The sequence below is a fragment of the Methylobacterium sp. E-046 genome, assembly GCF_022829625.1.
Classification (GTDB): Bacteria; Pseudomonadota; Alphaproteobacteria; order Rhizobiales; family Beijerinckiaceae; genus Methylobacterium; species Methylobacterium longum.
Window position 1 is genome coordinate 1 of the sequence record NZ_JAKSYP010000248.1, and the last position, 8,747, is coordinate 8,747.

Annotated in this window: 7 protein-coding genes and 2 pseudogenes; 3 read left to right on the plus strand and 6 right to left on the minus strand. The window is 64.7% G+C overall.

What is annotated here, in order from left to right; all coding sequences use genetic code 11:
- Positions 1-27: 27 nt before the first annotated feature.
- The 3 genes from MKK82_RS26650 to MKK82_RS26660 all read right to left on the minus strand — a co-directional run bounded on the left by MKK82_RS26650 (position 28) and on the right by MKK82_RS26660 (position 2,087).
- The gene (locus MKK82_RS26650; RefSeq protein WP_243987333.1) at positions 28-294 is read right to left on the minus strand and encodes a hypothetical protein; all 267 of its coding nucleotides are present in this window, start codon (positions 292-294) and stop codon (positions 28-30) included.
- A gap of 407 nt (positions 295-701) precedes the next feature.
- Entirely contained in the window at positions 702-1,274 is a 573-nt protein-coding gene (locus tag MKK82_RS26655; protein WP_243987334.1) for a hypothetical protein, read from the minus strand.
- A gap of 360 nt (positions 1,275-1,634) precedes the next feature.
- Positions 1,635-2,087 (minus strand): MucR family transcriptional regulator, encoded by a 453-nt coding sequence (locus tag MKK82_RS26660; protein WP_243987335.1) that lies wholly within the window; start codon positions 2,085-2,087, stop codon positions 1,635-1,637.
- Between the two features lie 492 nt (positions 2,088-2,579).
- Here MKK82_RS26660 and MKK82_RS26665 point away from each other — a divergent pair, with 492 nt between their 5' ends.
- Positions 2,580-4,127, plus strand: coding sequence for a sensor domain-containing diguanylate cyclase (locus MKK82_RS26665; protein ID WP_243987336.1), 1,548 nt, complete (start codon positions 2,580-2,582; stop codon positions 4,125-4,127).
- A 103-nt stretch (positions 4,128-4,230) separates the two neighbouring features.
- Positions 4,231-4,656 (plus strand): hypothetical protein, encoded by a 426-nt coding sequence (locus MKK82_RS26670; protein WP_243987337.1) that lies wholly within the window; start codon positions 4,231-4,233, stop codon positions 4,654-4,656.
- A gap of 35 nt (positions 4,657-4,691) precedes the next feature.
- On the opposite strand, the gene MKK82_RS26675 is transcribed toward MKK82_RS26670, so the two are convergent.
- The 3 genes and pseudogenes from MKK82_RS26675 to MKK82_RS26685 all read right to left on the minus strand — a co-directional run.
- Positions 4,692-5,537 carry a BLUF domain-containing protein gene (locus MKK82_RS26675; RefSeq protein WP_243987339.1) on the minus strand — a complete coding sequence of 282 codons (846 nt, stop codon included), beginning with the start codon at positions 5,535-5,537 and terminating at the stop codon, positions 4,692-4,694.
- A 133-nt stretch (positions 5,538-5,670) separates the two neighbouring features.
- Positions 5,671-7,854, minus strand: a complete 2,184-nt coding sequence (locus MKK82_RS26680) for a putative bifunctional diguanylate cyclase/phosphodiesterase (protein ID WP_243987341.1) — start codon at positions 7,852-7,854, stop codon at positions 5,671-5,673.
- A gap of 177 nt (positions 7,855-8,031) precedes the next feature.
- A pseudogene (locus MKK82_RS26685) lies at positions 8,032-8,565 on the minus strand (methyl-accepting chemotaxis protein); the annotation flags it as partial.
- On the opposite strand from MKK82_RS26685, the pseudogene MKK82_RS26690 reads away from it, so the two are divergent.
- Positions 8,563-8,747, plus strand: a pseudogene (locus MKK82_RS26690) (methyl-accepting chemotaxis protein); the annotation flags it as partial. The pseudogenes MKK82_RS26685 and MKK82_RS26690 overlap by 3 nt on opposite strands.

Below are 8,747 nucleotides of genomic sequence, written 5' to 3' on the forward strand. Positions count from 1 at the left end.
TGAGCGGGTGACCGAGACACGTTCATCTCACGCGTCCTCCGGCTTCGGCAGCAGATCGACCCACGCCGCGGTGATGACGGCTTCGCGCGCGTCGGCCCGGTCCGGGTCAGCAGCACGGATCCAGGCCACCACGTCGGCGAGCGCCGCCGGGCCGCCGGCGTGGTCCTGGCCCTTGCGGCGCAACGTCGAGCGAAAGGCGAGGGCGGCGGGCGCACCAGGTGGGTGGTGCGCGATGCTTTGGATCAGAGCGAGGATGCTGGCGGGCGTCGGTGGATCGGGGAGGGTGGCAGGCATGGTATCTCCTCTCACTCGTCGAGAAGGTCCGTCCATGCTGCGGTGAGCACGGCCTTGCGGCGATCGCGGTTGGGCATGTCCATCGATGCGATATCGCGGATCAGAGCAGTGACCTGGGCAGGGCGCCCATCGAACCACGTTGCGGCATCCTTGAGACGACGACGTGCTGCGGCGCGCGCAGCCGGTGCAGGGGTATGGGTCGCCCCAGCAACGAGGATGGATAGGGCCGAGACGATGCCGATCGCGGCCGGTGCGGTCTCCTCAGCCGAGACGTGCCGCTCAATGAGTTCGCTTCACGCGGTCGAAGGGGTCCGGGGGCATGGCGGCTCCTCAGGCTGCGTCGTCGAGCGTGTGCTGATGGAGGCTCGGCCAAGGGCGCGGGCGGCTTCTGAGCGCCGTGAGCATCATCACCTTGTCCCGGCGACTGACCGGGTGAAGATCGGCATGCGCGCTGCGATGACCGCGTTTTCGGTCTCGCCCACCGCCCGCGGCACCTCGCCGTTGACGACTTGGATGGCGGGGCGCTCGTCTCGGCCTCCATCATCGCCGTTGGGCGCAGCGGTCCCGTTGCCGCCCCCGCCTTCCCGACGTTCCTCGCGCCCCTGAACCGGGGCGCCCGATCGCGCCTTGCGCTCGGGGAATTTGCCGGGGCTGTTGGTGATGGTGATGTCGGCCGGGTACAGCGCCACGCCGGCCGCAGCGATGTAGGCGCCGAGCGCAAGGTCGAACTGCCATGGCATCTTGCCTTGGCGGCGCTCGTACTGGTGCCCCCGCCAGACGGCAGCGAACCAGAAGGCATTGAGGATCGTCGCGGCGGCGATCGGCCCGATAAGCTTCGCGAGGGTCAAGCCGGCGTCCATACGCTCAAGATGGCGAGCGGCGGGACGGCTGTCGAGGTAGCCGATCCGCACCCTTGGGTGCACAGGTGTGCACAGAACATCTTCGAGCGTTTCCGAGCAGATACGAACGTCCGGGAGCATCGGCGCTGCTTCGGCCTGCTCCGCGGTGCTTCGATGGCTTCGGCTTGGCGATGACGTGGAGGCGGCAAAAGGACGGCTGTGTCCAACCGAAGGACAGCAGGATACAGCAAAACACAGCAAAAAACGGCACTGCTACGGTAAGAAGTACGGTAGCGGGAGGGGTATCACATCACACACACTGACGGTGCGGATGTGATCAGCGCGACTGCGCCGGCGAGGCCGCACCGGGGCCAAGGACGATAGATCCCACTGCTGCTCTACCGGCACTCGACCCCCGGCCGATCGCTGAGATAATGCTGGCGCAGGATGGTTAACGGATCCTGCGCTACGGTCTCTGAACCGACGGCATCCGTTGGCAGATCAAGCCGCCTTGTGGCCCTTTTTCGGCGCATTCTGAGCCATCGCACCGGGCTGACCCAAACCGATCGCCTTGGCCAGCGCGGATCGCTTCTCGGCATAGTTCTGGGCAACCATTGGGTAATCGACCGGCAGGCCGTAACGCTCGCGGTAGCTTCGCGGATCAAGGCCGTGCTTGGTCAGGTGGCGCTTGAGCGTCTTATAGGTCTGACCGTCGAGAAAGCTGACGAGACCATCGGGCTGGATCGACTTGCGGACCTGGGCCGCACCAGGCTTCTCGGCCTCGGATGTCGGCACTGGCGCGCCAAGCTTAAGAGTGGTTAGGACCGTGTGGACGCTCTCGATCAGCTTCGGGAGCTCGGCAATGGGAACCGAATTTTTGACGACGTAGGAGGAGACGATTTCGCCGGCAAGCGCAGCCAGGACCGAGCTTGAACTGTCGGTATTAACAGTCATTGATCATTCTTTCGATGAGTCAATTGAATATCATTTACTATGAATGAGCCCATATCGAAAAAATGACAAGCGAATATAGCTTATGTCGGATCAAATAGCGAAATTGTCGCATGATGCAATCGATATATTCAATTACAGGTTGGCATTCATAATTGTGCGACGTGCGGCTGCCGTAGCGTGACATCAGCCGAACGTCGTGCCGAATTGGGCGCGCGGGGAAAGGCAGAAGCCCCTATTGCTGCGAGCAGGAGCGCCAGCGCTCTGGGTGCCGGTGTCAGCCGCTGATACGAAGTAACGGGGGTGTACGGGGGTCAGATGTCAGCCGCGGATCGAGAACGGCGTTACCTTGGCCCCTTCCAAGATCCGCTAGGATGAACACCCTTCCGCTTACCGTGTGGGCCAGATGCGCGGCGGCGTCGATCTGCAATCCTTGGTTAGGGCTGTTCATGCCAGAGATTGAACTGCAGCGCGTGCGCTCGCGTAGGACTGTCGATGGCTCCGCTGCAATACCTCGCACGCCGGTTCCGCTCCGCTCGTACCTGGATCGTCCTCGGCGTCCTGGCACCCGTCGGGATGCTCGTCGCATCCAGCCTGATGCTGCTCGACCTACGGCAGGACGCCTGGGACAAGGCCGAGCAGACGTCTAAGAACCTGCTGCAGGTCCTTGAATGCGATATCGCCCGCAACATCGAGATGTACGACCTTTCGCTGCGCGGCGTCGTCGACAACCTGAAGGCACCTGGGCTCGATCAGGTCAGCCCAGAACTGCGCCAGCTCATCCTATTCGACCGGGCCGCGACCGCGCGCGACATGGGCGTGATGATCGTGACCGATGAGAACGGCGACAACATCATCGACGCGAGCACCGTTCCGGCACGCAAGGTAAATTACGCCGATCGGACCTACTTCCAAGCGCAGAAGGCGCAGAACAACCTCGGCTTATACATCAGTCAGCCGCTGTTTTCGCGTCTGCTCGGTAGCCGCATGATCGTACTGAGCCGCCGCATCAACAAGCCCAACGGTACCTTCGGCGGTGTGGTGCTGGGAACCCTGAACCTGTCCTACTTCACGCGCTTGTTCGGCCAGATCGATCTCGGCCGCGACGGCGCGATCAACCTGTACCTGCGCGACGGCACGCGGATCATGCGGTACCCCTTCGCGGAGACCGACATCGGCGTGAACATCGCTGGTGCCCCGACGTTCCAGGGGTTCCTGCGCGAGCACAGCGGCAGCTTCATCCACACATCGGTCCGGGATGGCATCGAGCGGCAATACCGCTTCACTCAGGTCGGCGACTTGCCCCTGATCCTCAACGTCGCCCTCTCGACGGCTGAGATCGAGGCTGAGTGGCGGGGGAAGGCGCTCGTCATCGGCGGTATCGTGCTGGTGCTGTGTGGCCTCACAATCGCCCTCTCACTACTGTTCGGACGCGAGTTACGCCGCCGTGAAGCCATGCAGGCGGAACTCGAACATCTGTCGCTAACCGATGCGCTGACCAGGCTGCCGAACCGCCGCGCCTTCGAGGACGCATTCACCCGCGCTACGAACGATACGCGACGCTCGGCTAAGCCGCTGTCCCTGCTCATCGTCGACGCCGACCATTTCAAGCGCTTCAACGACCGGTATGGTCACCAAGTCGGAGACGACGTGCTACGGGCATTGGCCGGCCGCCTCTCGGCTAGCGTGCACCGGCCGCAGGACTTGGTCAGCCGGATCGGTGGTGAGGAATTCGCTCTCCTCCTGCCAGACACGGATCAGGCAGGGGCCTATCTCATCGCGGAGAAGGTCCACGCCGAGGTATCGAGCCTCGCGATCGGATCGGCAGGCATCGGAGCCGGTGCGCTCACGGTAAGCATCGGGCTGGCGAGTGGTGTACCGGATGGCAAAGCAACCACTGCCCTGACGGATCTCTACCGCCTCGCAGACGGTGCGCTCTACGAGGCCAAGGTGGGGGGTCGCAACCAGACTCGCTGTGCAAAGGGGCAGGATACCCCGGCGGGCTCACAAACGCGGCCTCTTCAGGTCGTGAGAGGCTCGTAGGCATGTAGCGTGTTCGGCTCCTGCCGTGTCGAGCCAGGGATTAGTCGCGGACGAGGCACTCGCAGCTACGCTTTCTTCACGTCCGGTGGCACAGTGCGGCCCCATGCCGATCCGGCCCGAGCACCGCTTCTTCTACCCCATCGACTGGCCCCAGTTGTCTGCTGTGATCCGCTTCGGCCGAGCCAAAGGCTGCTGCGAGGGCTGCGGCCGGCCGCACGGGCGGATGGTCTACCACCTCGGCGACGGGCGCTGGTGGGACGCGAGGGCGGGTCGTTGGCGCGACGGATGGGGCCGCCGGATCCGGGTCAGGTCTGGCGTTGATATACTCGGCCGTGCTCGCCGGACCCATGTCGTCCTGGCTGCGGCTCATCGGGATCACGACACCTCGAACAACGCGGACGCCAACCTCGCGGCCTTCTGCCAGCGGTGTCACATGATCCACGACCGGCCGGAGCATCAGAGGCGCCGCTGGCGGACGCTGTTCCGACGGAAAGCGCTCGGTGACCTGTTCGGTGGACCCTACGTCTAACCGAGCCAAACACCCTGAGCCACGGCTAGATACGCTTAAGCGCAGGCACGGGCTGGCACAGCGACCATACTCTGGTCAGCGAGGACCTCGGCGCTGCGCGCGGCGCTACGGATCTCCTGCGGGTCATCACAGAGAGCCGCGACCAGAACTCGGGCACGCTGCATCCAGAGATCGCGCTCGGCGCGCAATCGATCGCATGCGGCGTGGATCTCGGCCATGGCGATGTGCAGCTCGTCCACCATACTCCGAAGCTCCGTCGTCCGGCCACGCTCGTGCGCAAGAGCGGCCTTCAAGATGGCCAAAGTAGCGACGCTCTCATGATCCCGGCTCGCGTTCTGCCGCTCGGTTGTCACCACCGCCTCGGACCTGAGATGCGCAACTTCCTCGCGCACCTGCGGCATGTCAGGCAATTGCCGGGCGACCGCATCAGGTGGCGGGGTGTCCATGATGTTGCCCAGGGGCTCCTCCTCCAGCACGAGGTCGTGCAGCATCATGAACACGGCGTCCGCGCTCAAGCGCGCTAGGTCGAAGCCGCTCTCCGCCGCCAATTCGTTCCAAAGTGCCTGACCGCGAGCCGACTGCCCGACGAAGGCCATCGACCAGTTTACGAAGCCGCGCTCCGTGATCGGGGTGCCCTCCAACACCGTCACGTCACCGTGGCGAGGGTCACGCTGGATGCGCTCGAACGTCTGCTCGACCCCCTTTTGTGGCCCCTCCAGCACCTGCGCGAAGGCGCCACCGTTGAACATCAGCGCGCCGGTAACCCCCACGCGTTCGTTGTTCCGTCGCGATGCCGCCAGGATTTGTTCAACGGCAGCCTCGGCCTCAGGCCCAGTCAGAAAGTTCTTACTGGCGTAGACGAGGCGGTACAGAGTACTCATAGTCGGGATCCTATTCTAGTCTATCAATTAAAATTAACTCGATTAACAGAGAAGATAAAGCGGCTAATTACCATTTAAAAATTTATCATTATACAAAATATATTTTGTATATCAACCATCATATCTTAGGTGGCTATGCAGCAGGAGATGATGGGCGTGGATATTGTTGGCATATCTTGAAGCGCGCAGCGAATTCTGCCGGTGGCATTGGCCGGCCAAACAGATATCCCTGCGCCTCTTGGCAGCCTTTCGCGAGCAGACGCCGGCGCTGCTCCTCGGTCTCGACGCCCTCGGCGATCACCTCCAGTCCGAAACTGCGGCTGAGGTCGATCACCGCCCGCACGATGGCTGCGTCGTGCCGGTCCTCACAGAGGCCGTTCACGAAGCCGCGGTCGATCTTCAACCGTGTCAACGGGAAGCGCTTGAGCAGGCTGAGCGAGGCGTAGCCCGTACCGTAATCGTCGAACGCGATACCCACATCCATGGCGCGCAGGGCCTGCAGGGCGGCGATAACCTCCGGATCGTGATGTAAGATGATCGTCTCGGTGATCTCCAACTCCAGGGCGTTGGCCGGCAGCCCGGTCTCAGCGAGCGCGGTGGCCACTCCCTCGACCAAACCGCCGCCCCGGAATTGGGCCGCGCAGAGATTTACCCCGATCCGGAATGGATGCACACCACCTTGCCGCCAAGCCTGTGCTTGGGCGCAGGCGGTGCGCAGCACCCAGGCGCCCACCCGGGCTGCGTCCGGACTGTTGTCGAGCACCTCCAGGAACGCAGCCGGCATGAGCAGGCCGAGTTCGGGATGTTGCCACCGGATCAGGGCCTCGGCCCCCATGAGTGCACCATCGGACAGGCTTACCTGCGGTTGATAGTGCAGCACGAACTCACCCTGCTCGATGGCGCGGCGCAGCCCGTCGCGGCAGGCCCGCTCGCGCTGTGCGACCTCGCGGAGGTCCGGCGTGAACAGGAAGGCGCGCCCGCGTCCATCCATCTTCGCGCGGTAAAGGGCGGCATCGGCGCAAGCCAGCAGTTCGTCTTCTCGCCCTCCATGGGCAGGGCTTAGGGCCACGCCGACGCTGGCGCCGAGTCGCAATACGGTCTCCTCGATGCGGTACGGCTCGGAGAGGGCGTCGATCATCGCCTGCCCCTTGGAGGTTGCCGTCAATGGGTCACCCACGCCGGGGAGCACGACCGCGAACTCATCGCCACCAAATCGAGCCGCTACGCCCATGGTGTCGACGCAGGTGCGCAGGCGACTCGCCGCCAGCCGGAGTACGGCATCGCCTACGGCATGACCGTGCGCGTCATTGACCTCCTTGAAGCCGTCGAGGTCGAGCATCAGCACCGCCGCTGGGCGATCGTCCATAATCGCCGCCTCGATCCGGCCGCGCAGCACGGCCCGATTGGGCAATTCGGTGAGGGCATCGAGATGCGCCAGACGGAACAGGCGTTCCTCGACCATGCGGCGCGGGCTGACATCGCGCGCGATCGCCCCGAAGGCTGCGTGGCCGTTCTCGGTCCATGTGCACAAGGACAGCTCCACCGGAAACTCGCGGCCGTCCTTGTGCTGGCCAGTAAGTTCGACAGTGCGGCCGAGTAGCCCCGTCGCCGCCCCGGGCGCGATCCGGCATAGGTCACCCTCGTGGCCGCCGTGCATCCGCTCGGGCACTAGGATGGCGAGGGGCTGACCCAGAGCCTCGGCGACCGTATGCCCGAACAGGCGCTCGGCGGCCGCGCTCCAGAAGCTCACCCGCCCTTGGGCGTCCGCGCAGATGATGGCGTCGGACGAGGTGTCGGCTATGTGCTCGAAGCGCGATTGAGTCGCGCGCCGGGCCGCTTGGACACGGCGCAGCTCCAGCCGGTCGAGCACGAGACGGGCGAGGTCGGTGAGGATACGCCTGTCTCGGCCTGTGAAAGCGCGTCGCGGCTTGGGACCGGCGAGGCAGAGCGTACCGATGGCATGGCCGTCTCCGGTACGTAGCGGCACGCCTGCGTAGAAGCGGATGAACGGGGCGCTGGTGACCAGGGGATTGTCGCGGAACCGTGGATCCTGGGATGCGTCGAGCACGACGAGGGTGTCAGCTTGCGCGATGGTCCGGGCACAGAATGCGACGTCGCGGTCGGTCTCGCACAGGTTCAGACCGATCTTGGCGTGGAAGATCTGCCGATCGCGATCGACGAAGGAAACGAAGGCAGCCGGCGCGCCGAGCAGGCGAGCGGCGAGTTCGACGATGTGGGCGAGCGACGGATCTGGCTCGGCATCAAGGATATCGTGATCGGCCAGCGCCTGCAGCCGAGCTTCTTCGTCAGTCTGCACAGGTGAAGACGGCAAAGGAGGGCTCCGGATCGAATGGGTGAGCGCGGCTGAATGAACAGCTGGCATCGCCGTCAGTGGCAGGTGCTTCAACCTTTCGGTCAAAGTAGACGTAGGTGAGGAAAGCGCGCCGCGCCTCCAAGACGTCTTGACTCGCTGGTCTCGTCCAAACCACTTAGGTCATGCGACCGCGCGCGCCGCCTCGCGGACTTGGCGCGTGGCGGCATCGACCTGTTCGCTCGCCCGGGCGATGGCCTCCATGCCGCCGGCGATCGTCGATACCCCATGCGCGGCCGTGTGCATGCTGCCCGACATCTCGCGCGTGACGGCCGACTGCTCCTCCACCGCCGCCGCGATCGCGGCCGAGACCTCGTCCAGCGCTCGGATCGTGCCCTGGATCGAGCCGATCGCGCCCACGGCCTCGCGCGTGGCAGCCTGCGTCGCGCTTATCTACCCGCGTATCTGATCCGTCACATTCGCGGTCTGCTCGGCCAGGGCCTGCACCTCGGAGGCAACGACCGCAACGCCCTTGCCGGCCGCACCCGCGCGGGCCGCCTCGATGGTGGCGTTGAGCGCCAGCAGGTTGGTCTGCGCGACGATCCCCTGGATCATGCTAACGACCTCGCCGATCTGCGTCGCCTGCCCGCTCAGGCCCTCGACGAGCACCCCGGTATGCCGCGCCTTCTCGACGGCCTCACCGGCCATTCGTTCGGCGGGGTCGTGAGCATGCTCCAGGGGATGGCCGCGCAGACCAACCTGCTGGCGATCAACGCCACCCTCGAGGCGGCCCGCGCGGGTGCAGCCGGCAAGGGCTTTGCGGTCGTTGCCTCCGAGGTGAAGGCCCTGGCCGAGCAGACCGCGAAGGCGACGGATCAGATCCGCGGGCAGATCAGCGC